The sequence below is a fragment of the Anoxybacillus sp. UARK-01 genome (assembly GCF_002075365.1).
GTDB lineage: Bacteria > Bacillota > Bacilli > Bacillales > Anoxybacillaceae > Anoxybacteroides > Anoxybacteroides rupiense.
Genome location: NZ_NASY01000051.1, coordinates 34928 through 57502 on the forward strand (window position 1 = coordinate 34928; position 22575 = coordinate 57502).

The 22575-nt window shown below is 40.2% G+C and carries 21 protein-coding genes; 4 read left to right on the forward strand and 17 right to left on the reverse strand.

Annotated features, from left to right (window positions below; genetic code table 11):
• Positions 1-32: 32 nt before the first annotated feature.
• The 8 genes from spoVK to B6A27_RS16230 form a co-directional block, all read right to left on the reverse strand.
• Positions 33-965, reverse strand: a complete 933-nt coding sequence (gene spoVK / locus B6A27_RS16195; protein WP_080862652.1) for a stage V sporulation protein K — start codon at positions 963-965, stop codon at positions 33-35.
• A gap of 585 nt (positions 966-1550) precedes the next feature.
• Positions 1551-1775, reverse strand: a complete 225-nt coding sequence (hfq, locus tag B6A27_RS16200; RefSeq protein WP_044745301.1) for an RNA chaperone Hfq — start codon at positions 1773-1775, stop codon at positions 1551-1553.
• Positions 1776-1808: 33 nt separating this feature from the next.
• Positions 1809-2756: a tRNA (adenosine(37)-N6)-dimethylallyltransferase MiaA gene (miaA, locus tag B6A27_RS16205; RefSeq protein ID WP_066147724.1), complete on the reverse strand. Its 948-nt coding sequence runs from the start codon at positions 2754-2756 to the stop codon at positions 1809-1811.
• A 284-nt stretch (positions 2757-3040) separates the two neighbouring features.
• On the reverse strand, positions 3041-4729 hold the full coding sequence (locus B6A27_RS16210; RefSeq protein WP_201722575.1) for a methyl-accepting chemotaxis protein: 1689 nt from the start codon (positions 4727-4729) through the stop codon (positions 3041-3043).
• A gap of 127 nt (positions 4730-4856) precedes the next feature.
• On the reverse strand, positions 4857-6209 hold the full coding sequence (locus tag B6A27_RS16215) for an MDR family MFS transporter (protein ID WP_080862654.1): 1353 nt from the start codon (positions 6207-6209) through the stop codon (positions 4857-4859).
• A 571-nt stretch (positions 6210-6780) separates the two neighbouring features.
• Entirely contained in the window at positions 6781-7494 is a 714-nt protein-coding gene (locus tag B6A27_RS16220; RefSeq protein WP_236546412.1) for a polymer-forming cytoskeletal protein, read from the reverse strand.
• A gap of 11 nt (positions 7495-7505) precedes the next feature.
• Complete coding sequence (locus B6A27_RS16225; RefSeq protein ID WP_066147371.1) at positions 7506-8210, reverse strand: polymer-forming cytoskeletal protein; 705 nt, start codon at positions 8208-8210, stop codon at positions 7506-7508.
• Complete coding sequence (locus tag B6A27_RS16230; RefSeq protein WP_066147369.1) at positions 8192-8845, reverse strand: YhbD family protein; 654 nt, start codon at positions 8843-8845, stop codon at positions 8192-8194. The genes B6A27_RS16225 and B6A27_RS16230 overlap by 19 nt, the downstream gene beginning before the upstream one ends.
• A 413-nt stretch (positions 8846-9258) precedes the next feature.
• On the opposite strand from B6A27_RS16230, the gene B6A27_RS16235 reads away from it, so the two are divergent.
• On the forward strand, positions 9259-9972 hold the full coding sequence (locus B6A27_RS16235; RefSeq protein ID WP_044745308.1) for a polysaccharide deacetylase family protein: 714 nt from the start codon (positions 9259-9261) through the stop codon (positions 9970-9972).
• Between the two features lie 102 nt (positions 9973-10074).
• Here B6A27_RS16235 and B6A27_RS16240 read toward each other — a convergent pair whose 3' ends face one another.
• The 4 genes from B6A27_RS16240 to B6A27_RS16255 all read right to left on the reverse strand — a co-directional run bounded on the left by B6A27_RS16240 (position 10075) and on the right by B6A27_RS16255 (position 14588).
• The gene (locus B6A27_RS16240; RefSeq protein ID WP_066147366.1) at positions 10075-10710 is read right to left on the reverse strand and encodes an FMN-dependent NADH-azoreductase; all 636 of its coding nucleotides are present in this window, start codon (positions 10708-10710) and stop codon (positions 10075-10077) included.
• 298 nt (positions 10711-11008) lie between these two features.
• On the reverse strand, positions 11009-11671 hold the full coding sequence (locus tag B6A27_RS16245; protein WP_080862656.1) for a YcnI family copper-binding membrane protein: 663 nt from the start codon (positions 11669-11671) through the stop codon (positions 11009-11011).
• Positions 11672-11688: 17 nt separating this feature from the next.
• Positions 11689-13341 carry a copper resistance protein CopC gene (locus tag B6A27_RS16250; RefSeq protein ID WP_080862657.1) on the reverse strand — a complete coding sequence of 551 codons (1653 nt, stop codon included), beginning with the start codon at positions 13339-13341 and terminating at the stop codon, positions 11689-11691.
• A gap of 350 nt (positions 13342-13691) precedes the next feature.
• On the reverse strand, positions 13692-14588 hold the full coding sequence (locus tag B6A27_RS16255) for a YitT family protein (protein WP_236546411.1): 897 nt from the start codon (positions 14586-14588) through the stop codon (positions 13692-13694).
• A 626-nt stretch (positions 14589-15214) separates the two neighbouring features.
• Here B6A27_RS16255 and B6A27_RS18520 point away from each other — a divergent pair.
• Positions 15215-15313 carry a YjcZ family sporulation protein gene (locus B6A27_RS18520; protein ID WP_231734597.1) on the forward strand — a complete coding sequence of 33 codons (99 nt, stop codon included), beginning with the start codon at positions 15215-15217 and terminating at the stop codon, positions 15311-15313.
• A 398-nt stretch (positions 15314-15711) separates the two neighbouring features.
• On the opposite strand, the gene B6A27_RS16265 is transcribed toward B6A27_RS18520, so the two are convergent.
• Complete coding sequence (locus B6A27_RS16265; RefSeq protein ID WP_044745311.1) at positions 15712-16047, reverse strand: L,D-transpeptidase; 336 nt, start codon at positions 16045-16047, stop codon at positions 15712-15714.
• Positions 16048-16747: 700 nt separating this feature from the next.
• Here B6A27_RS16265 and B6A27_RS16270 point away from each other — a divergent pair.
• The gene (locus tag B6A27_RS16270; protein ID WP_080862659.1) at positions 16748-17146 is read left to right on the forward strand and encodes a hypothetical protein; all 399 of its coding nucleotides are present in this window, start codon (positions 16748-16750) and stop codon (positions 17144-17146) included.
• 561 nt (positions 17147-17707) lie between these two features.
• Here B6A27_RS16270 and B6A27_RS16275 read toward each other — a convergent pair.
• The 4 genes from B6A27_RS16275 to B6A27_RS16290 form a co-directional block, all read right to left on the reverse strand.
• Complete coding sequence (locus tag B6A27_RS16275) at positions 17708-18373, reverse strand: TetR/AcrR family transcriptional regulator (RefSeq protein WP_236631861.1); 666 nt, start codon at positions 18371-18373, stop codon at positions 17708-17710.
• Between the two features lie 12 nt (positions 18374-18385).
• Positions 18386-19183 carry an ABC transporter permease subunit gene (locus B6A27_RS16280; RefSeq protein ID WP_080862661.1) on the reverse strand — a complete coding sequence of 266 codons (798 nt, stop codon included), beginning with the start codon at positions 19181-19183 and terminating at the stop codon, positions 18386-18388.
• Between the two features lie 13 nt (positions 19184-19196).
• On the reverse strand, positions 19197-20072 hold the full coding sequence (locus B6A27_RS16285) for an ABC transporter ATP-binding protein (protein WP_080862662.1): 876 nt from the start codon (positions 20070-20072) through the stop codon (positions 19197-19199).
• Between the two features lie 465 nt (positions 20073-20537).
• Complete coding sequence (locus B6A27_RS16290; protein WP_080862663.1) at positions 20538-21236, reverse strand: CAP domain-containing protein; 699 nt, start codon at positions 21234-21236, stop codon at positions 20538-20540.
• 681 nt (positions 21237-21917) lie between these two features.
• Between B6A27_RS16290 and B6A27_RS16295 the strand changes: the two genes are divergently transcribed.
• On the forward strand, positions 21918-22568 hold the full coding sequence (locus tag B6A27_RS16295) for a cupin domain-containing protein (RefSeq protein ID WP_080862664.1): 651 nt from the start codon (positions 21918-21920) through the stop codon (positions 22566-22568).
• Positions 22569-22575: the final 7 nt, after the last annotated feature.

A 22575-nucleotide genomic window follows, 5' to 3' on the forward strand; every position in this document is an offset into this window, starting at 1 on the left:
AAAAAAATAAGGAAGCTGCTGCTTCCGCTTGATTAAGAACCGATGATTAAATCACGATCACGAATCAACGTTAATTCTTTTTTGTCATAACGCCCTTCATATAATAAACGAACAGCTTGTTTGCGAATCGCCTTCTCAATTAAATTACGAATGTAGCGGCCATTGCTGAATTTTCGTTCCTTCTTTGTGTGAAGAAGCTCTTCAATATGATGATACAGCTTTCGTTCTGCTTCGAACGTAAATTCGTATTCTCTCTCTCGCAGCATTTGTTTGGCAATATGGATTAATTCGTCTACCGTGTAATCAGGAAACTCAATCATAAGTGGAAAGCGGGAAGGGAGACCGGGGTTCAAGGATAGAAAATAATCCATCTCCGCCGGATAACCAGCTAAAATGACGACTAAATCTTCACAATAATCCTCCATGCCTTTTACAAGCGTATCAATCGCTTCTTTTCCAAAATCCTTTTCTCCCCCGCGTGCCAACGAATACGCCTCATCAATAAATAAAATACCGCCTCGCGCCTTTTTAATTAAATCACGTGTTTTATTGGCTGTGTGCCCAATATACTCGCCGACTAAATCCGCTCGTTCTGCTTCGATAAAATGCCCTTTTGACAACACGTTCATTTCAAAAAATAATTTTCCTAACAGGCGAGCGACTGTCGTTTTTCCCGTTCCCGGATTGCCTTTAAAAATCATGTGAAGTGCCTGCTTATTCGATTTCAGTCCCTGATCTTTGCGCCTTTTGTTAATATATAGCCACGCATAAATTTCTTTGACAATTTTTTTGACATTTTCCAAGCCGATCAATTGGTCAAGCTCTGTTTGGATGCTTCTTAATATCGCATGTTGCTCGTAATCAATTCCTTCGATGCGTTCCTCTTTCGCTAAATGATTCGTATTTTTAGAGTTTAATACAATGTTAATTTGTCCTTTCGCCTTATTCATCGTTACTTCTGACAACGGTTGTCACCTCGCTTTATCCCTTTCGCTTGATGAATAGTAGTATTGTTTTTTCCAGTATACGTTTAGCGACATTTATTTGTGACAAATGCCTATCATCCGATGCACTTCTCCCTTTCCCCCTCTATTTGCTCCATGATGTGGTCCCATTTCATTCGAATTTAACGTTTGCTCTCTTCATCGTTTATGTGGAATTCGTCTCTTTAGACGGCCAGGATGTCTAAACAAACCGTTTTCAGATTTACTCATAAGTCTCGTAAAACCGATCGTTGTTTATCCCCTGTCAAACATTCGCGCAATAAAGGAAAAATTCTGTTTCTCTGGCCGTTCAAAAATGCGTCACCTACCTTTCCAGAAGCTAACTGGTTCAATCTTTCATTTGTATTTATATTGTTTTCGTAAAAAATCAAATAAATGCTCACCAGCAGGCAAGCTTTCACTGCTCTAAAGGTGCAGAAGCATCGCCTTTTATCATGTGTAAACGAGCACTGCATTCCCATAGCTATTATAGTATATTCATCTCCCCGCCTTTTTACGAAACAAAATCGCCCGCATGTGTCGTGCGGGCGATTTTTTGTTGCTTGTTTATTGGATATCAAGCTGAACATTTTTTTCAGGTGCAAATGTAGAAATCGCATGCTTGTAAATGAGTTGCTGCTTCCCCTGCACCTCTAAAAGCACAGTGAAGTTGTCAAAGCCTCTCACCAAGCCGCGAAGTTGAAATCCATTCAATAAAAATACGGTTACCTGTGTGCCATCTTTGCGCAATTGATTTAAAAATTGGTCTTGAATGTTAATCGATGTTTTCATGAACTGGCCTCCTCTTTTTCTCTCTACCTATTTTTATATATTCGTCTTTTGTTGAAGCTTTCCTTCTATGTATCGCAAAATTTCATCGCGTTTCTCGGTAAATCGAGATAAATCTGTCATATCAAACCAGCGTACAGGCATCTTATTACGAAACCATGTGAGCTGACGTTTAGCATAGCGACGTGAATTTTGTTTGAGCTGTTCAACGGCTTCAGCAAATGAAAGCTCGCCATCTAAATATGCATAAATTTCTTTATAGCCAATAGCCTGAATCGATTGGCAGTTGCGCAAGCCGCGCTCATACAAGGCTTTAACCTCATCGAGCAGCCCTTGGGCCACCATTTGATCGACGCGTTCGTTAATGCGACGATATAATTGCTCCCTTTCCATTGTTAAACCAATAATCGCCGCTTGATAAAGAAGCTCATGGGTTTGCGTTTGCTGCCATTCCGCCATTGTTTTTCCGGTGCATCGATAAATTTCAAGCGCACGAATGACACGGCGCAGATTATGAGGGTGAATGCGTTCAGCGCTTTCTGGATCAATCCTCTTTAATTCTTCATATAACGCCTCTGCTCCTTTTTCCTTCGCCATACGCCGCAGATCCTCTCGATATGCTGGATCGGAAGGAGCGTCAGAAAAACGATAATCATAGATAACCGATTGAATATAAAGCCCGGTCCCGCCAACAATCATCGGCAATTTGCCTCTGTCAGTAATTTCTTGAATCAACGGTCGAACGAGCTGTTGAAATTCGGCGACAGAAAATGGCTCGGCTGGGTCTTTAATGTCTATTAAATGGTGCGGGATTCCGTCCATTTCTTGCTTAGTAATTTTAGCTGTGCCAATATCCATTCCTTTATAAATTTGCATCGAGTCACCGCTAATAATTTCTGCATTGAGCCGTTTAGCCAGTTCAATGCTCATTTTTGTTTTCCCCACAGCGGTTGGCCCGATTAACACAACAAGCTTCTCTCCCACGGACATCACTACCTTCTGTGTCATTATGCCACATTGTTTTATTATATCCAAGCGAAGGAAATTTTATCACGTTTTGCAGGAAGAAAAAAGAGTTTCATTGCTTCTTTTCACAAGACAAACGAAAATGAAAGGATGTGAGCTTCCTCTCCCTCCTTCACTCCGTTTAGAGATGGGAGACTTCTCGGTGGATGTGTTCACAATAGGGTCCTTATATAAACACTAAGCGTCGTTATTTCAAGATGAACAAAGGGATCTCGCCGCCATGCAAGATCCCATGCTGTACGCTATGATATTCTAAACTTTCGAATCATTTCCTGTAAATCTTCGGCCATCGTTGATAATGCTGTAGCAGAAGCAGAGATTTCCTGCATAGAAGCAAGCTGCTCCTCAGCGGCTGCAGACACTTCCTGTGTTCCCGAAGCCGATGTTTCGGCTAGCTTATTCATTTGCTGTATCGATTGGACAATTTGCTCCGCACCAGCAGACATTTGCTGAACAGATGCAGACACCTCTTGAATATTGCCCGCTACCTCCTGCACGGCATCTTTGATTTGTTTGAACGATAGCCCAGCGGTCCGAATCACATCGATTCCATTGCCCGTTTCTGCTGTTGCTTTTTCCATTGACTGGACAGCAGCATTTGTTTCTTGTTGAATTCCCGCAATCAATGCTGAAATCTGCTGAGCAGATTGTGCCGATTGTTCTGCAAGCTTTCGAACCTCGTCAGCCACTACAGCAAAACCGCGCCCTTGTTCTCCTGCTCTTGCTGCTTCAATCGCTGCATTGAGCGCTAACAAATTCGTTTGTTCAGCAATTCCGGTAATCACTTCAATAATTTGGCCGATCTGCGTTGAACGTTCCCCTAATCCTTTAATGACATTAGCTAAACTCGTTACCGTTTCGTTTATCGAATTCATTTGCTCAACGGCCGTTCGAACTGTGTCACTGCCTTCCAATGCCCGCTGAGAGGCATCTCCGGCAATTTCGGCTACATTTTGCGCGCGCTGTGCTACATGATGAATGCCATTGGACATTTCTTGAACGGTTTCAAGTGTTTCTTCAACACCTTGAACTTGTTTTTCCGCACCCAATGCCACCTCTTGCATCGTTGCCGTAATTTGCTCAGTCGCTTTGCTCGTTTGCTCCGCGCTTGCTGTTAGTTGTTCCGATGATGCGGCTACCTGTTCAGCATTGCTCGCTACTTGCTGAATCACCTCTCGTAGATTTCCCGCCATTTCGTTAAAAGAGGCGGCTAATTCACCAATTTCATCTTTATTTTTCACGAGAATTTTATCCCCTGCAAGATCTCCCGAAGCGATTCGCTTTGCCGCCTGCGATAGCGCAGTAACAGGGCGTGAAATCATCTGGCTAATAGAAAAGGCTACCCCAACGCTAACAAGCACAGCAATCGCTCCATAAATCATCATCCACATTTGCGCAGAATCCGATTTTGCAGAAGTGGAACGGCTAGCTTGATCTAATAAGCGCCGCTCGAATTGAACCAATTTTTCCGCCGCTTCATCAAACTGCTGGGAAAGCTCTCTGCCTTTTGTGGCAACTAACTCTGTATACTGCTCGACATCATTTTGTTGCTTGAGCTGTATTAGCTGTTTGCCGAATTGATAGTAGTCTTCCTCCAGTTGATTTAGCTGTGACAGCAGCTCCTTCGCTTCCTCTTGAGTGATCAGTTTAGCTACGTCGCTGCTTAGTTCGCCATACTCTTCATGCGCTTTTTCAAAATTTGTGGAAGATGTGCTATCTCCGGTAATTAAATAGCCGCGTGCGCTCGTTTGCTCTTTCTTTGCCGCGATCTCCATTTGCTGAACGAGCGATAAAGCTTGCACTTTTTCATTCAATAGATTCGTATACGTTTGATCAATGCCTCTCAATTCATAATAGGCAATTCCAACAATGATGGCTAAAATGGCCAACACGGCTGTAAAGCCAGCAAACAATTTTTTTCTAACGGTCATTTTCAATGATAAAAGCCCCCTTTTTCTCCATCCGCTTTACCAATATAACAAATGATGGAAAAACGATGGTTCCTCTGTCATACTCACTTTTTCTATCGGATTCTATGAGCAGAAGTTTTATACGAATCTACACCATTTTTCCTTCTTTTATTTCATTGAACGGCTCATGCTGCACTTCTTCCCGTATGAAAAAGGAGGTAAGAAGGGCAACAATACTACCGGCAAAACCGAATAAAAACAGATCATGAATCCCTGTCATAAAATGAGCGGCTTTCGTTAATAGCGCTCCCATCACCGTTACCCCAATAGCTGTTCCGATATTACGGCAAAACATAAAAAATGAAGTCGCAATTCCTTTTTCATGCGCATCCGCCAGCTGTTGGGAACCAATCACTCCGACCGTGGTCATAAGACCAAAGGACAGTCCTTGAATAAACATAGCGAAAAATACATAAAAAAAGCCATGCTGTTCATTCAACAGCGCAAGTAGTCCTCCGCTTGCCACAAGCAAAATATTGCCAATAATAAGCAGACGACGATAACCATATCGTAAAATCCATTTTCCTGCCGGAACAGCTGCCAGCATCCAGCCAATGGATGTCCCGAGCAATGCTACACCGCTCATAAAAACGGTTTGATGAGCTATTTGCTGCAAAAATAATGGAATATAGCTTGATGTTCCAAATAGAGCGACACAGCTGATAAAGCCATTAATATTCATCCATTTTAATGTTTGATGGCGAACTAATGTTAATGGAACGAGCGGGGAAGCTTGCTTCTTCTCATACCAATAAAAAACAATAAGCAATAATACCCCTCCAGCAGCATACAAAAACTGCCCGCTGTTCACAACTGTCACAAGTAAAAGGGAGCTGATCGCCAGCGCAAATAAAACCGCACCGATATAATCGACAGCCGCTTTCTTCGGTTCATATACTTCTTTATATGGGATCAACGTCAATAATGAAAGCAAAGAAACAGGAATATTGACATAAAAGATCCAACGCCATGACAAATACTCCACAAATAAGGAGCCAAGCAGCGGTGCAAGTACAGCGGAAATTCCCCACATGGCTGTAAAAAACGCTTGAATTTTCCCTCGTTTTTCGACTGGAAACAAATCTCCGGCAATAATGGCCGGAAACGGCATCATAAATCCTGCGCCAATTCCTTGAATAGCACGAAATAGAACAAGCTGAATCATACTCTGCGACATTCCGCACAAAAGTGATCCGGCAAGAAAAAGAACAATTCCAAAGCTAAACACTTTCTTTCTACCAAAAATATCTGACAGCCTTCCTGCTATAGGAGAAAGAACCGTCGTTGTAATCATATAAGAGGCAAATGACCACGCATAAAGTGAAAAGCCGCCAAGTTCTTTAGAAATAATCGGCATCGTTGTATTCATAATCGTCGTGTCCATAGATGCTACTAGCATAGCTAAAACGATGCTAATCATTACAGATGTCCTACTACTCATGTATATCCCCCTTTTTTAAATACTCATGCCATCTATCTATATACAAGAAGATTGAACGTATAGCTGATTAGCAAGAATCAGCGATCTTTTTCGACTGTCGAAATCAAACAGTCTCCCTTCGTTGAAGACACGAAATTGTGGACACGCCAAGTTGCCTCTATATCCTGCCATTCCCTGAATCTAGCATGTCATCGCCCCTCCTCTTTTGGAATGAGAAGCGAATGCGCTCGTATACTGACGCTCACCCCCTTTTTCTTCTTAAAAATTCATCATTCCTCTGTTCACTACGCACTTTTTCGCTGCAGCCGCTTCAGCATTTTGTGCACACATAATTTTTGAAGAATACTTTTTATTTTACATGATTCCATTGTTTTTCTAAAAAAAAATGCTCTGTTTTTTATCTTTTGCTTTTCCTAAGAAATTATCAAATCTATATTGATGAAACAAACATAATAAAAATACCGGCATACTTTTCAGCTGCCGGTATGAAGCGATATGCTGCCCTAATCATTTGTCGATTTTTTAAAGATGATCTCCTCATCACCCAAACACACCCAGTCGATTCTCCTTTTTATATTTTTCTTTTCTCTTTTACAACGGCTCGTTCGCTTTGCTGCAAGCTTGTTTGATATTCGATCAGTTCAATATCGCAGCCCGGGCCGATGATAATACGGTCTCCTCTGACAATTTGGGCACTCGTATGCTCTAAATAAATCTCATCTCCCTCGACGATTTCGGTCATGAGCCTTGCTGACGTGTTCGCCATCCCTTTAAAAAGGTTCATCACGTTCCATTTGCTTCGTTTCACGCGGATCGTTTTTCCACCGATTTCCGAAATGCGGCTATCCGCAAAATAAAGGGAGAGGTCGACTCGCTCTGCATTTAATGTATTAGCAATTTGTACAACCCCTTTAACCGAAAACGATTCCGTTTCACAATCACCGGAAACATTCATCTCTCCATACCCGTGAATCGCTCCGCCTGTAATATTCCCTTGAATATGCGCAGCCCCGCGAAGACGCATGTCATCAACATTGGTATTTCCGCGAATGTCCGCCTGCCCAAATAGCTTGATCGTTTTCACATGGACGTTTCCTCTTATATTCGCCTGTCCAAAAATGTTTAGCCATTCGGCTGTCATATTTCCACTCACATCCGCGTTCCCAAATACTTTCCATTTCGCACATTGTACATCGCCGCTAATTGTCGCATCACCACGAATGGTCACATTACGAAAGGTTCCTCCTGATGTCAAAGCAGAACCATTGACTGTCAAGTTTCTCATGACTTTCCTCCTCATACTTTTTGATATGTTCCTACTTTCGCTCCTTTATCACATTCAAAGCTACTTTGATATTCCACCCGTTCAATCTCACACCCAGGGCCGACGGTTACTTTGTTTCCTCTCACAACTTTGGCATTGGTATGTTCTAAATAAATTTCATCGCCTTCAATCATTTCAGCTGTTAAGCCGACATGAAAAAATAGTTTTTTCAAAAATGGAACTCCTGGTTGCCGAACCTCAATCGTTTCCCCGCCAATTTCCTTCACTTGACAATGACCATACAGCTTCACTTGAATGTTTCCCGCGTTCAATAATCCACCAATGGTAAAGCTGCCCCGTGCATCAAATGTTTCGGCAGCGCAATCCCCTGCGACATCTGTTTCTCCATGGATATACACCTCTTCGGCATTCAACGTTCCTTTTACGCTCCCGTTTCCATGAAAGCGAATCACTTTACACTCTATGTTCCCGCCAACACTAGCATTTCCGCTAATTTTTACCTGTTCAGCATGCAGCGCCCCCGTCATATGAACCCTTCCGGATACATGAGCCATTTCCGCTTTCACATTTCCTTCGATGGTGGCATTTCCTTGAATGCTCAAATCGTTGCAATCCACATCACCAAAAAGCTTTCCACTTCCTGAAACCTTGACCATATTGTATATTCCACCCGAAGCATGGCCGACGCCAGCAATCACTAAATCTTTTCGCTCCATTTATCCATCCCCTCCGTCACCTTTATTTTTAACTCCTCTATACAGCTAGGCACATGTAAACGGGCCACCACCTTGGCTCCGTCCTCAAAATATAGCTCGTTCCCATTTGTAGAGAGCAGGCATGTTGAAATGCCCATTTTTCGCACGATGAGCAGTTCACAGCTTTTTCCTTGAATTTTTTTGTAATGGCGCTCAAATACATCAAATACGCTTTTTCCTTCTCCCAAACTCATTTCGCCTGTCTGCAACAGCCGATCAAATACATACAATTGAAGGAGTTGGTCAAACAAAAATACATGCTGCTCGCCCTTTTGTTCAATATAAAAATGAAGCGCTAATTCCGAAACAATGTTACGTTCTATAATATCATTTTTATGAAGGGCAATTGTAGTCGGATTCGGTGAAAACATACTTGCCAATTCATCAAGTGATAAATCATCTTTCATTTGTTTAATTTTTTCAATTCTCGCCAATATCTTTTCTTTTGGGAAAAATGTTTCCTGTCCCGTAAATGTTGACTTTCGAATAAACCATTCTTCAGGAATTAATTTTTTGCGCTTCCATCTATATAACTGTCCGTATGAAATATTTGTGAGTTCCAGCAATTCCTTTTTCGAAATCAACTCTTGCTCCACACTCAAGCACCTCCTTCGTTATCATATCATTAATGTAACATAACAATGTTACGTTGTAAATAAAAATCATTTTTATGATCATGATTGGAGCAATAGACAGTCCATTAAACCGATGAAACGTCATCTTCCCCCTTCATCTCGGGATATTTTTAACGGTTGAGTGAGCGAACGGCCATTTGCTTCAAAGACTGACAAGTGAAGCCGAAAGCGATGTTTCCCTTTGCCTCACATGAAGACGTAGCCTCTCCCTCAGAAATCCATTTATTTCTCTTGGACTGCCTTGTACACAAAAGAAGCATTCATTTCTTTGATCTCGGCATATACATGAAATGAGCTTGTATTAATAAGTGCGAACTGATAAAATGTCCAAGAACAAGCCATTTGACTAATTAAATAAAAGAGGATGACAATCAATGGTCAAAAAACGGATGATTACATATGGAATCATTTGTCTCATCTCAATATGCCTTTTATTAGCTGGTCTATATAAGCTAATGAATTCAAGAACATATCAGCTGTTTGGAGATCTCATCAGCCATGTCGATACGACAAAAAAGGTAGTGGCACTTACCTTCGATGATGGACCTACGGAAAATGTGGAAAAGATATTGCCCCTTTTAGAGCAATATCACGCAAAAGCCACTTTTTTCGTCATCGGAAACGAATTAAAGAAACACTTAGAGCTTGGCAAAAAAATGGTGGCGGCGGGACATCAGCTTGGAAATCATACTTATTCTCATCAACGTATGGTTTTTAAGTCTTCTTCTTTTATTCAAAAAGAAATTGAACAAACAAACGATTGGATTCGCAAAACCGGATACAAAGGAGAAATCGATTTTCGTCCTCCAAACGGGAAAAAACTCATCGGGCTGCCCTATTATTTAAAAGAGCAGCATATCCAAACGGTGATGTGGAATCTTGAGCCTGACACATACTACTCTTCGGTTTCCGATAAAGTAAATTATGTCAACCAGCACGTAAAGCCGGGATCCATTATTTTACTGCATCCAATGTACGATGATACAGATCATGAGCTGCAAACCATTAAAGGTATATTAGCCTCTTTATCCAAGCAAGGCTATCAGTTTGTCACGGTAAATGAGCTGCAAAACTTGGAAAATCAATAATGCGCGTTAGTCTCCATTAACGCCTCAGGTATGAAATACGATTGGCAAAGCATTGATTGCGCACGAAAAAAGAGCCGACCATTCCTGATCGGCTCTTTTTAATTAAAATGTTTGAGCTAAATCTTTTGCCCGCGCAATGGCATTTTCTTTAATCTCTTGTGCTTTATCAGGCATCGCAGCGTGTCCTTCGACAAACAACCCTTCAAAGGATGGAATGCCAAAAAATTGCATGATGACGCTTAAATAACGATGCCCCATTTCCAATTGAGCAGCTGGGCCTTCTGAATAAATACCACCGCTCGCCTGAATATGTAGCGCTTTTTTATCTGTTAATAACCCAACCGGGCCTTGCTCTGTGTATTTAAAGGTTTTGCCTGCCATCGCAACAGCATCAATATATGCTTTCATCACCGGAGGGAATGAGAAATTCCAGAACGGTGTGACAAACACATATTTATCAGCGGAAATAAATTGCTCGCATAGCTCTGAAAGACGCCCTACTTTCGTTTTTTCTTCTGCAGAAAGCTCGCTAAAATCTGTTCCTGTTCTTAATTTATCCCAACCGTTCAATACATCTCCATCAATTTGCGGAATGTATTCTTTATAAAGGTCAATATGAACGACTTCATGATCAGGATTAGCTTCCTTGTAAGCCTCAACAAACGCCTTTCCAGCTGCCATGCTGTAAGATTGTGTGTGGTCATAAGGATGGGCTGTAATGTACAAGACTTTTGCCATATTCATTCTTTCCTTTCTTGTTGTAAATTTTGTTTGGTTATAAATTTCGAATCAATACATTTTTGATTCGAAGTAATCTTATTAAATTTTAAATAGGATTTCAAATGATTTGCTCACAATATTTTAGTATAACGAAAAATTCATTTTTCACTCGATGAACGATCATTTTTTTCAGGAGCTCGAGAAAAACATTGTTGATGACCCTTTCTCGCTTCCCTTCCACGCCCACAAAATAACACCCTATCAATCGCGATAAAAAAGCACCTTGGATAAAGGTGCTTTTTGACTGGATGTTATCCTATTTTCTCTTTTTCAAAAACGCAGCAACGGAAAGAATGAGAGCAAGAATTGAGACAATCAGGGTAGCTGTTTGCACACCGTTTGCTTCCGTTTTTTTGTTCTCTGTCTCTTCTTTGTCACTTTCTTTTTTTGTCTCTGTAACAGCTTGCTGGCCATGATGAGAGCTGTGGCTGTCTGAAGCTGCGGCTGATTGACTGATTTCAGTTACAGAATGAGGGGTTTGTGAGCTTTCATCGCCCGTCCATTCGACAACAGAGCCATCTTTATAGTATTGATAAGCATCCCAAGCTAATGTTCCTTCCTGTTCTGGGTTTTTAGCCATAAAATAAAATTGCTGAAACTCTCCTGGCAAAAGGCCCTCTCCTGTTGCTTCCCACGTAACTGTTGTCACTTTTCCAGATGCGTCTTTCTCCGTGATTACCTTCCATCCACTAGCAGGCTGATAGGATACAAACTCTGCTCCCTCTGGAACTTTTAACGTGACTTTTGTTGTCGGTATCTCTTTTTCGACAGGAATTTTTATGGTATACGTTTCCCAAGAGCCCGGTGCAGAAATATTGGGCTTCACTGTCACATGTGCACTTGCTATTCCTGAAAATAAAAAAAATGCGGTCATAGCAAAAATAGTCAGTCTTGATACTCTGAGAACGGCTTTTTTCATAAATCCATTTCCTCCTTTTATTGACTACCCACAAAACATTCGAAATCTGCATCAATGCTTTGTAAAGATGTGGTTAATGCATGAATATGAATGTTCCAGCGGCCAGCCATACTGATCATTCCTTGGATTTGATAAGTGCCGGATTGATTTCCGCGAACTTGTAAAACATTTTCTCCCATATCCATTTCCTTAGATGTAAGTGTGACTGTCACTTGCTCAATATCCTGGACCGGCTGCCCTTTTTGATTTTTAATATGGATCGTAAAATGATTGGTTCCTAATATATTGGGAGTCACTTTTAAGCCAATCGTATACCCGTGAACCTCTTTTGTTTGCTGAAAAGGGCCCGGAGCCGCTGTCGCGGGAGGGAGATTCGTCAAAACGGCAGCAAGAAGCAGCACGATGATTCCGATCCCCCATTCTCCCCATATTGAAAGCCCTAATTTTCTTCCTTTCTTTCTCGCCCATATATGGATGGAAGCTAGCAGCAGCATCATCATCAATAACATGACTTTACCCATCAAAAACTTCCCGTACATGGTCGAAAGAAGAGCAAAAAAGGTCGGAACTTGTTGAAGGCTCATGTATGCACCCGTCATCATGACCCCACAAGCAAAAATCGCCCCCCAGTAAGAAAATCTTTTAATCGCGGCCCAATACCGATGCCAATCTTTTTCCTTTTTCGTCAATAGCTCTAGCGGCAAAATAAGGGCAATCATGCATAAGCTCCCCAGCCAAAGGCTGGCAGCAAGAAGATGCAGAAAATCTATCAATACAGAAATCATGCGATGAGGAGACGCTGCTGTATGTCCAAGTAACGATTTCGTAAACAAAAGCCCCATTCCGATAATGAATGACAAAGACACCCAACGTTTAAGCCGCTTCTCTTGGCGCTGATGGAAATATGTAATGGCAGAGCCCGTTATCAGCAATAATCCAAGGCATGCGATCTGAATGAGCCATACAGAGCCAAATGAACTATCCGTAATCATTTTTTTTATGAAGGATACGCTCCATGCTTTAGACCATGGTACATCTGCTTCGACTGTAATTTGTAAAGGCAGACTCAGTAAAATTGAAAGACTCATTCCAATGTAAGCGAGCCAATACAAAGCATTATATCTGAATGAAAAAGAAAAAGTCTCCTGCTTCGGCTCTACTATTTGTTTAAAAAAAAGCATTCCGACAAACAAAGATGAGCTTACGTAAAACAGCCAGCGAATCCATACCATATCCAGCTGTGGCAAATAGTTTTTGGTTTTAGGCAAAATCGATGTTTCCGTTTTGCCTCCTTGTCCAATTTGAAACGGAATCGTTCCCTTGACCGGATGGCCATCGCTGGAAACGACCCTCCATTGGATCATATACGTTCCCTGCGACAGAGCGTTTGGCAAATTCGCTTCAAGTATTTTTGGATGATTCTTATCAATCCATACCTGGTTTAATGTAATCGATTGCCCTGCTTCATTGATTAGCTTCAAAGAGTAAAAATGGTCTTGAATTTCTTCATTAAACTCGATGCGAATCATACTCGGAGCGCGAGCCAATGTTTCATTTTCTGACGGCGTGGAGCGAACAATATAAGCATGGGCAAATGAGCGGCCAGGGAATAGGTTGAGCAGGAATATACCCACCAATCCCCATAGCAGTACTTTGTGCAAACGAAGCAACGATTTCCCTCCTTGTGACTGTACTTTCCGTTTTTCTGATCGATCACGTTTGGCTATGTCTAGCTGTATCCGCTTGAATCAAAGCCCCCATGTCGGACAAACTCTCCTTTTTCGCCCGGAGAAGTTCGATATGTATTTATATTAGATAAACACTGTGAAAAAAGTGTGAAGGATGTATGACACTTTTTTCACATGATATCCGCTATGAGAGCAAAAAAATAAACCCGTGTATACGGGTTAAACTAGCCCTTCGCCTTTCATCCTCTCGCCTAAACGTTGAATAACAAGCTTGTCCGCTTCAGCAGCCGTCTTTATCAACGGCTGCTGAAGCAGCTACAAACAAGTATGGATTAATGAATGTCCCGTTTCTTAAAACGTCCGCCGCGCACTTCAGCAATATCGGCAATCGCCAAGAAAGCATTGGGATCATTTTCTTCTACAATTTCTTTCAGCTTTGCCTCCTCAAGGCGTGTAATCACACAAAACACTACTTTTTTATCATCTCCGGAAAATGCGCCTTCCCCGCTCAAATAGGTAACGCCGCGCCCAAGTCGATTCATGATGGCGCTGCCGATCATTTCCGAATTATCACTAATAATCCACGCTGATTTCGACTCATCTAATCCTTTAATCACGACATCAATGGTTTTAAAGGCAATAACATAGGCTAAAATCGAGTACATCGCGCGATCCCAAGTATATACGAATCCAGCCGTACCAAGGATAAAAATATTAAAAAACATAATAATTTCGCCAACGGAAAAAGGAATCTTTTTATTGATCAGTATCGCCAATATTTCCGTGCCATCTAACGCACCGCCACAGCGAATAACAAGTCCTACTCCCATGCCTAAAATCATGCCGCCGAAAATCGTGGCCAACAAAATATCTTCTGTAAAAGCAGGAACAGGGTGAAACAAAGAGGTAAAAACAGATAAAACAGCAATTCCAAATAATGTGGAAATAGCAAAGGTTTTACCGATTTGCTTATATCCCATAAAAAAGAATGGAAGGTTTAAAAGGAAAATGAAAATACCGAGGCGATAACCTGTAATGTGGGAAAGCATAATGGAAATGCCTGTTATGCCTCCATCGATGACTTTATTGGGAACTAAAAAGATCTCAAGTCCCACAGCCATTGCAACAGCTCCAATAAAAATGCCGATTGCCCTTTTAAGGATTTTTGTTTTAGATAATTGTTGATGTTGAACTGATACTTTAGCTGATTGTGATAAGATTTCTGACAAAATTACTCCCCCTTATTCTTAACAGCGCTCATGATCCAATGCCTCCTAAATAAAATTGTTTGGTTTTGCTAAATGATAGCATACATATAGATAAAATGGGATTGCTTCATTATATAAGTGAAAATATAACCTACGCTAAGAGAAGGGGCAAATCGGCAAGCTGGCCATCTCTTTCTCACATTAGATCACTCGCACGTTAGTTCTTCTTCGTTTTTATTATATCAAAAAACGATGAATATGACGCATATCATGCACTGTGATATTCTCTCCCTATGCTGACGTCAAGAGTTGGGGGCTCGGGTTATCCCTTCTGTTAGATACAACTTGATTCATCCACATTTATTCCTTGTATGGCAGGTGATGCCCCTCTTTCGGTGATTAGGAGTGGTGAAAAACTTTCTCCACAGAACCATAAACGCGCTATGCAGGTATTTGTCCCACGAATACGTGACGAAAGACTTTTTTGGGTATAGAAATTTTTCTACATACTTCTTTCGTTCCATTTTTCAGTTGGACTGATGATAGTTTTTATTCATCAAATTTCAATAAAATCCATGTTTGTCCAAAACATGATACAAACTTTTTCATACACTAATAGTATCCTTCGGATGAAAGGGGGAAATTCCATGTCTCAATACGGCGGATCTTATAATAATGGCTTTGTGTTAATCGTAGTATTGTTTATCTTATTAATTATCGTTGGTGCATCGTTAATTAACTATTAACAGCCCGTTTTCACCCTCTTCTTCATTGCCGCTGGGAGTTCCGTCCAAACGGAACTCCCTTTCTTTTCATATCCCCCTCTTCTCTCCATTCGAATAATGGGAAGAAAATTTTCTTTCACATCATCTTAACAATAAAAGTCCAAAAAATGGATAGCTAATTTTAACATGTTTTTACAGGTGTGTTGATTATCCAATAAAAACTAATGGTCATTGCTTGGTTCCTAGCTAGATCACTCCATGTTTTTAGTAAAATAATGGATCATCAACACTTGTGATGTTTTGATCCTGTCATTTTGCCTGAGCCTCTCCAAAAAAGAAGACAAACCACATAAAATAAAACAATCCGAAACATCTCTGTATTTTTTGCTTTATCAGCGTTATATAGCAAAGCAGGCTTCTCACTTATGAATATGGACAGGTGTTCCGATTGGCACAAGTGCAGCTAACTCCACCACATCTTGATTATGCATACGAATGCAGCCATGGGATACATTTTTTCCTATAGAGGAAGGGTTATTCGTTCCGTGTATTCCATAGTGTGGCTTAGAGAGTCCCATCCACATAGCCCCGAAAGCGCCTCCAGGATGACGCTGTTTATTAATGATCGTATACGTTCCTGAAGGGGTTGGTGTCAACATTTTACCAACAGCAATGGGATACACCTTAATGAGCCGCTGTCCATCGTAAAGCTTTAATTGATGTTTACTTGTCGAGACATCGATCCAACGCGCCATCCAACCATCTCCAGATAAAAATTTGAATTTTGTATCAGTGTATGAGTTTTTTTATTTTTTGACATTCATGAACCTCGCCCATCTCCCCTCCGTTAAGAGAGAGGAGTTTTTTACCACTCAATCCAAGAAGCTTCAGCGCAAAAGAAAGTGACTTCTCCTGCTTGATAGGAGGATCGGAAAAGCCTTCTGGGCCGATTCGGTAAGCGAAAAGGGGAACGTTTTTTGGTGATCAAGCAATCGAATAATCCGAAATCACTTTTTGAAGACCTAAAAGTTTGTTATGAAGAATAACCTGTGGCGCTTGTCCAATCCATTCACTTATGTATGATCCTCGCGCCGTATACAGACAATGAAAGAAATGGTATCTATCAAAACTCACGGTCAAAAGTGGATTATTACCTAGTCAAAGGCAACGAATATTGAGGAGGCTCATCATCCTTGCATACCATGTCCAATGAGCGCTTCGGGTAACGAATCATAAAAAATTTCCTTGTCGTGAAAGCGATCGCAATAGACAAACAGGCTCTTCAACACGTTCATTCATTGCTTTTGAATCTCTCTATCGTTCCATAGTTTTTCTCCTACATCAACACAGAAGTATGCTGACTGAATACTGCACTTGATCCATGAATCCATACTTGTCAGAACCGTCTCATTCGAATAGAATAAAGACAAAGTGATTTTGGAAAGGAGTGAAAAAATGGAACAAAAGCTTGACCTCATTTTAGAAAAAATGACGTCGATTGACAATGAGCTAAAAAATGTCCATGATCGATTAGATGATATCGGAACACAATTAAAACAGATAGATGACCGATTGAACCGAGTTGAAAAGCGGCTGGATCAAGTGGAAACACGGTTAGATCAAGTTGAAGCAAGATTAAGTCATGTTGAAGAGCGATTAGATCAAGTTGAGACACGCTTAAGCCGTGTTGAAGAGCGATTAGATCGGGTTGAACAGGAACAAAAATTAATGAAGCAAGCTGTAATGGAAACAAACGAAGAAGTGAAAAACCTCCAAGAAAGCTTTAAATCTGTCTACGAAATCATCGGCGAACATGACGTTTCCATCCGTACGTTAAGAAAAAAAATCATGTAATTTACATCTCCTTCAAAAGTAAGGACCTCACCTCTTTTTTCATACTTCAACATGATGTTATATTTTCTGGTATCCCTACATAGTATTTAATTTATTACATGCAATTGGATATGGTAACATTTGTATGATGGAACTTTTGCCGTTTGTCCATGGTCAGTTAGTTGAAAGCAGCGGCTTCCTAAAGAAAGCAGCGTTGTTCCAATGTTCACCACGCGGATGCATGGCGAAAAGGCAAGCCTGTAGACTTGCCTTCCGACCATATTTTTATTTCACCTTTCAGTTATGTTTCACATACATTTCGATAAATTATAAACCTCCCTCCACCTCCACTTCGCTTAGAGGTGAGGAACTTCTCGGTGGATGGTGTGAAATTAGTAAATAACATGCTCTTTAGTGAATAAAGGCCATTATTTCATCATAGCTGCTGTTCTTTTCTATAGCCATGTAACAAGCCCTAATCTTTTTTATGGAAAGAGATCCTCGACAGTCGATCCAGAGATGTTATCTACACGCTGAAAATCGCGCTCGGAGCAACGAAAACCAGTGGAAAAAGTGTAAGGTTTATCCTGGTTTATAAATTCCATATTTTATAATTTCGAGATATTCATTCAGTTCTTTGATGGAGGAATCCATGATATGAGCGATGTCGATTGGTTTATTTTTATATAGAGTTAAGTATTTCGTAGCTAGCTGTTCACTAATAAGCATCGTTATTTTTACTACGGTATCGACGGAAATATCCTCTCGCAGTTTTTCCGTTTGGATCAAGTCTTTCATATAAACACGCTCCAACATAAAGCCTTCCTGATACGTTTCGTAGTGTTCCTTTATGATCTCTTCCATTTCCTTTTTTACAGCAACAGGCGGATGAGTGAGCGCGTTCATAGCAAAATACGCTTCTTGAAGATACTTCTCTATCACTTTACGTTTCAATAGGACTATTTCTTTCACTCGTTCAAAAAAATCATCAGCCTGAACTTGTTTGAAGGCTTCTGTTACTTCTTTCGTAAGCAGATCCTTTACATAACGGACTAAATAAAGGTATAAGTTTTTCTTGCTTTTAAAATAATGAAACAGAAGTCCTTTGGAAATTCCCGCCCGTCTCGTAATAACATCTGTGGAAGCTTTTTCATAGCCATTCTTCACAAATTCCTCAATAGCCACCTTGATAATCAAAGCTCTTTTTTCCTGTGGCTGCTTTTCAAATGCTGAATACAATTTAAACACCTCAATGTTTTATCAAACTGCCATATCCTTCTTTCTATATACCATAAAGGAAACGAATAAACTAATGAAAATAACAGCGGCCATGATAAACATATAAAGAGGCTCCAGTTGATGATCACGAATAATTTGGGCAGCGTCTACATATTTAAACGGACTGAAATATTTTAAAATCTCTAAGTCCTCTGAAATCCCTGCCATCACATTCATAAAATAAGCCGCTAGGACAATTCCTAATGAAATAGAAAGAATGCTCCTTGTTTTTTTTAACATGGATGACAACATAAACGCGACAGCAGCAAATGTCAAATGAAGCAAAATGGTGGCAACGATTAGTAGGCTAAAGATGCCTGCCGAAACTTCCGGATCATCTGCAAATTGAAACCCGATCATACTTATGATTGTTATAACTCCGTTAAAGATCAAAATATTGACGAAAACAGCCAAAAGTTTTTCGGTCACAATTCGGTTTCTTGTAACCGGCTTTGACAGCAAAAATTCGATCGTCTTTTCATTTTCTTCCTTCGCTAGGATATTAGAGGCAAGAATAGCCACATATATGCTTCCTAAAAGAGTCGTCATCATATAAATTTCGATCCCGTAAAACCCCATCAGATCTCCTAGGCTTAATTCATTCATTCCCAACGCTTTTTTCATAGGCTCCGGATAAGCCTCTAGCAGCTTGTTCATTTCATTTTGCTGTTCAGCAAATTGCGGATAAATGCTTAACGTCAATAAAATGAGGCCGCTAAGGACGACGCTCCAAATCATCAACGACTTGAAATTTCGTTTCAGTTCCCTTTTAAAAATCATATCGATCCCTCCCTTACTTCTCATAGTAATGGATAAATACTTCTTCAAGAGACGGCTCTTCAATCAGCAAGTTTTGAATCGGCATCGTATTCAGCTGATGGAGAAGCGCCTTTATATCCCCGCTGTAAAGCAGCTTCATTTCACTGCCGTTGATTTCTTTTTTCGCGATTCCTTCGAGATTGAAGTCCATCGCATTCGCTTGTTCAAATGTAATGGTAATCTTTTTTAAATTGTTTTTCGTAAGATGTTCAATCGTTTCGACTTTCACAAGCTGCCCTTCCTTAATAATAGCGACCCGGTCACACATCTTTTGCACTTCAGAAAGAATATGAGAGGAGAAAATAATGGTTGCTTCCTTTTCTCTTTCCTCTTTAAGAAGTTCAAAAAAGGTGTTTTGCATAAGCGGATCGAGTCCGCCTGTCGGTTCATCCAAGATCAAAAGTTTTGGCTCATGCAAAAGCGCTTGGACAATCCCTACTTTTTTCCGATTACCAAAGGAAAGATCCTCCATTTTTTTATGGAGATCAAGATCGAGTCTTTCTGCCAGTTCTTTCATTCTTTTTGGGTTGAATGTTTTGTAAAAGCCTGCGGAGTATTTTAATAAATCAACCACTTTCATATCATCGTAAAAATGAACTTCAGATGGCAGGTAACCCACCTTTTGTCTAATTTCTTTTGATTGTTTCACAATATCTTTCCCGAAAATTGTCGCACTCCCGCTGGTCGGATAGAGGAAATTTAAAAGCGTTCGAATAGTTGTGCTCTTACCTGCTCCATTCGGTCCAATAAATCCAAAAATTTCCCCTTTTTCAATGGAAAAGGTTAAGTTGGTAATTCCCCTGTTCTTCTTATACATTTTAGTCAAATGTTTGACATCTACAATTTTCATTCTTCCGCCTCCTTTAGGTGGCTATGCACAGATTGACTGGTGAGTCAATACCATTATATAGAAAATTGACTGGTGAGTCCATTTGTTTTTTAAATTTTAAAAACGAATGGGTTGAAAACCGTTCGATATCAAAAACTGCACATCATTCATCTTTATTAAAAATATCATTGTTTTTATCTCACTTTAATCCAAGTAAATTCCATAAAATTGTCTTCTTCCACATAGAAGATAAACGCCTAATGTTCGTTGTTTCCTATCCAATTTCTCTCAGTAAAAAATACATAATCTACCCTGTTGTCCCTCATTCAGCTCACTACCACTTTTCTTCGTTTAGAAAAGTGCACATACAAAAATACCCAGTGCCTCGAATAGGCACTGGGTGCAATGAATATATGACTTGCCGGCTACGTACGGCAAAGAAATGAAGAATCATACTGCTCTTTATTAAGGACGTATCCACACACCTTATTTTTTGATAAATTGCTGTGTCCAGATATATCCATTTTCTTCAAAGCCGACACCGATATGAGTGTAATTTTTATTTAAAATATTGGCACGATGCCCTTCACTGTTCATCCAAGCTGTTACAACTTCCTGAGGGGTACGCTGACCTTTCGCAATATTTTCCCCAGCTGCTGTATAAGAGATACCGAATTTTTTCATCATATCAAATGGAGAACCATATGTTGGGCTAGTATGTGAAAAATAATTATTGACTGCCATATCTCTTGATTTTTCACGTGCCACTTTGCTTAGTGCTAAATCCACTTGTAAAGGCGGTAACCCATATTTTGCTCGCTCTTTATTGGTTAAATCGACTACTTGTTGTTCATATGCCTTTAATCCCGTTTCCGTCGTTTTAGTATTTTGATTTTGTGTTGACGGAGTTGCAGAAGTATTTTGCCCAGAAGCGGCTGGTTTTTTAACAGTTGTCTGCTGTGGTGCATTCACTTTTGTCTTCTCTGTTTTATATAAGGTGAATGGAATTTTCCCTTGAAGCCATTTTTCAATTTCTTGAAAGTTGGATACTTGAACAGTATATTTAACTTCTTTCCCGTTAGCTGCTGGACATGGAGTCATCCCAGCCGCCTCCGTCTTCGCCGTAAACGTTACTCCTGCAATCGCTAAAGATGCAGCAAGTGAAAGTACGATTTTTTTATTCATCGTTTCTCCTCCTTCAATCTCATCTCTTGCGTGCATCTTCATGATAACATGGACTTTTTGTAATATTTATGGATAAATAAGGTAACTAAAAATCTCCAGCTTTATTTTCCAAAAAAAACCTACGTTTTCATTAAAAAAATCTTGGATCGTTCATGAAACAACAGGAGTTTCAAAAAAATATCTTTCATTCCTATGAAAACCTTCTATACCTAATTCATAATCACTTTTTATTATTTTCCGTAAAAATAAGTCTTGACAATATTTTTGAAGAAGATGTTCGTTAACATTTTTTACACGCTTATTACAACGATCCCTTTTATTTTACAATTTTCTTACTGGTAAAATATAGGGGTTCATTGAGCATGATAGGCAGCGGCGACCGATATCACTCGATCCTCACATTCGTATGTAATCAGATAAAGCTTCACTTCTACCCGTGAATTTTTACAGATACCATTCATCTGTATATAGCATGGACAATCAGTTAACGGATTGGATCTCGCACACGAGTATCTTACTTGAGATATTCTTTTTCATTTTTCATGATCTAAGAGCGAGCTTCTTGTGTTTATTCCACCAACTTTTCAAAAACGAGCAGCCATCAAAGCACACCAAACAAGCTATGGCTGCATAACATGCCTATACAGTCTGAACACCAAACCAAAGAGGTGAATTACTATTATGGCTTCATCAGTTGATTATACGTCTCCATCTGCTCAATACTCCTTTGATGTCAACCAAAGTCCATTGTTTCAATTGGACCAAAATAATTATATTAATGTGTTAGGCATCAAGCAATTAAACACATTAGAAAATATTTCGCTTCTTGATATTTTTCTCAGTACCAATCATGTGGTAGAGCCGCACTATCATCAAAACGCAGCCGAATTAGTTTATTGCATTTCTGGCGCTGCCACCGTCTCCATGCTGAATCCATTTACCAAAAAAGTTCTTAGCTACTCGATTACTCCCGGACAGGTAGTCAACATCCCTCAAGGCTGGTGGCATTATGAAATCGCTACAGTAGACCGCACTCATCTTCTCGCTATTTTTGATGCATCCACTCCGGAAGTGATTCTCGGCTCTGACATCCTAAAACTTACTCCTTCCTATATGATGGCCCATACTTATTGTATGGACGAAAATCAATGGAAACAGGCCATTGCACCTGTTCAACCATCCACCTATATCGGTCCATATAAAAATTGCCATCGTGGGACAGCACACCAATCTCACCCATATCCTTATCAGCTGCCGTACCAGCATCAGCCAATCTCTTATATTCCCCAATATCCGTCGTACTTAAAAGAAAATCGCTCTTCTCAGCGATAGGAGGAAT

What these genes read in the sequence shown, in the direction of transcription:
- B6A27_RS16240 (WP_066147366.1), bottom strand. Translation starts at nt 10,710, where the DNA reads ATGGCAAAAGTCTTGTACATTACAGCCCATCCTTATGACCACACACAA.
- B6A27_RS16265 (WP_044745311.1), bottom strand. Translation starts at nt 16,047, where the DNA reads ATGGCGCGTTGGATCGATGTCTCGACAAGTAAACATCAATTAAAGCTT.
- B6A27_RS16220 (WP_236546412.1), bottom strand. Translation starts at nt 7,494, where the DNA reads ATGAGAAACTTGACAGTCAATGGTTCTGCTTTGACATCAGGAGGAACC.
- B6A27_RS16290 (WP_080862663.1), bottom strand. Translation starts at nt 21,236, where the DNA reads ATGAATAAAAAAATCGTACTTTCACTTGCTGCATCTTTAGCGATTGCA.
- B6A27_RS16235 (WP_044745308.1), top strand. Translation starts at nt 9,259, where the DNA reads ATGGTCAAAAAACGGATGATTACATATGGAATCATTTGTCTCATCTCA.
- B6A27_RS16245 (WP_080862656.1), bottom strand. Translation starts at nt 11,671, where the DNA reads ATGAAAAAAGCCGTTCTCAGAGTATCAAGACTGACTATTTTTGCTATG.
- B6A27_RS16295 (WP_080862664.1), top strand. Translation starts at nt 21,918, where the DNA reads ATGGCTTCATCAGTTGATTATACGTCTCCATCTGCTCAATACTCCTTT.
- B6A27_RS18520 (WP_231734597.1), top strand. Translation starts at nt 15,215, where the DNA reads ATGTCTCAATACGGCGGATCTTATAATAATGGCTTTGTGTTAATCGTA.
- B6A27_RS16225 (WP_066147371.1), bottom strand. Translation starts at nt 8,210, where the DNA reads ATGGAGCGAAAAGATTTAGTGATTGCTGGCGTCGGCCATGCTTCGGGT.
- B6A27_RS16270 (WP_080862659.1), top strand. Translation starts at nt 16,748, where the DNA reads ATGGAACAAAAGCTTGACCTCATTTTAGAAAAAATGACGTCGATTGAC.
- B6A27_RS16210 (WP_201722575.1), bottom strand. Translation starts at nt 4,729, where the DNA reads ATGACCGTTAGAAAAAAATTGTTTGCTGGCTTTACAGCCGTGTTGGCC.
- B6A27_RS16215 (WP_080862654.1), bottom strand. Translation starts at nt 6,209, where the DNA reads ATGAGTAGTAGGACATCTGTAATGATTAGCATCGTTTTAGCTATGCTA.
- B6A27_RS16280 (WP_080862661.1), bottom strand. Translation starts at nt 19,183, where the DNA reads ATGATTTTTAAAAGGGAACTGAAACGAAATTTCAAGTCGTTGATGATT.
- hfq (WP_044745301.1), bottom strand. Translation starts at nt 1,775, where the DNA reads ATGAAAACATCGATTAACATTCAAGACCAATTTTTAAATCAATTGCGC.
- B6A27_RS16285 (WP_080862662.1), bottom strand. Translation starts at nt 20,072, where the DNA reads ATGAAAATTGTAGATGTCAAACATTTGACTAAAATGTATAAGAAGAAC.